Origin of the sequence: Nitrobacter sp. 62-13 (genome assembly GCF_001896955.1) — a bacterium.
Classification (GTDB): Bacteria; Pseudomonadota; Alphaproteobacteria; order Rhizobiales; family Xanthobacteraceae; genus Nitrobacter.
Map to the genome: position 1 here is coordinate 1 of NZ_MKRN01000129.1, position 1,378 is coordinate 1,378.

Consider the following 1,378-nt stretch of genomic DNA (forward strand, 5'->3'; position numbering starts at 1 on the left):
TCAAGGCGGCGGCGTTGCCATGATGACGGCAGGTCAGGGACGCCAGCTATGATGTTTGAGGCCGCCGGATATCAACTGCTGCCCGTATTGCCGGAAATCGTGCTGGCGATCGGCGCGATGGCATCGCTGATGATCGGAGCTTGGTGCGGTCCGCGCGTCACAGCTCTTATTACGGTCCTGGCGATATGCTTGCTCGGCGCCACCGGTGTGATCGAGTTTCTGTTGCCGAAGGGCAGGCTGGTCACGTTCGGCGGCAGTTTCATCGTCGATGAGTTCGCACGGTTTCTGAAAATCGCAGCGTTGGCCGGTTCGGCCGCGACGCTTGTTCTGTCCCGTGAGTTTATCGAAGGCGACTCCCGGCGGATGTTCGAGTTCGCGATTCTGGTGATGCTTTCGACGGTCGGCATGATGGTGCTGATTTCGGCGGCCGACCTGATCATGCTGTATCTCGGGCTCGAATTGATGAGCCTCGCGCTTTACGTGGTGGCGGCGAGCAACCGGGACAACGTCAAGTCAACCGAAGCGGGCTTGAAGTATTTCGTTCTCGGCGCGTTGGCGTCCGGGATGCTGCTGTACGGTGCGTCGCTGATCTACGGCTTCACCGGCACCGTCAGCTTCGTGGGTATCGCAGCCGCTGCGAAGACCGGCAGCATCGGCATTGTTTTCGGCCTCGTCTTCCTGCTCGCGGGCCTGTGCTTCAAGGTGTCGGTGGTGCCGTTCCATATGTGGACGCCCGACGTTTACGAAGGCGCGCCGACGCCGGTCACCGCCTTCTTCGCTTCCGCGCCCAAGATCGCCGCGATGGCGGTGTTTACCCGCGTGGTGCTTACCGCGTTTTCGGGCATCGCCTCGGAGTGGCAGCAGATCGTGGTTTTTGTGGCGATCGCATCCATGGCGCTCGGTTCGTTCGGTGCGATCGGGCAACGCAACATCAAGCGCATGATGGCGTATTCGTCGATCGGCCATATGGGTTTCGCGCTGGTCGGTCTCGCCGCCGGCACCGTCGAGGGCGCGCAGGGCGTCCTGCTGTATCTGGTTATCTACGCCGTGATGACGTTCGGGGCGTTCACCGTCATTCTCGCCATGAGCCGCGACGGTCAGCCCCTCGAGCAGATCAGCGATTTCGCGGGACTGTCGCGCACCAATCCGCTGATGGCGTTCTTCTTTGCGATGCTATTGTTTTCGCTGGCCGGCATTCCGCCGCTGGCGGGCTTCTTCGCCAAGTTCTACGTCTTCACCGCCGCGATCAAGGCGGGACTGTTTACGCTTTCGGTGATCGGCGTCATCACCAGCGTGGTCGGCGCGTTCTATTATCTCAACGTCATCAAGGTGATGTATTTCGACGAACGCGCCGAAGCGACGGACGCCGTGCAGATCG

Annotated in this window: 1 protein-coding gene; it reads left to right on the top strand. The window is 61.0% G+C overall.

Going from position 1 to position 1,378, the window contains the following annotated elements:
- Positions 1 to 48: 48 nt before the first annotated feature.
- The coding region (nuoN, locus tag BGN91_RS10015; protein ID WP_292612727.1) for an NADH-quinone oxidoreductase subunit NuoN at positions 49 to 1,378 on the top strand (1,330 nt) is incomplete at its 3' end.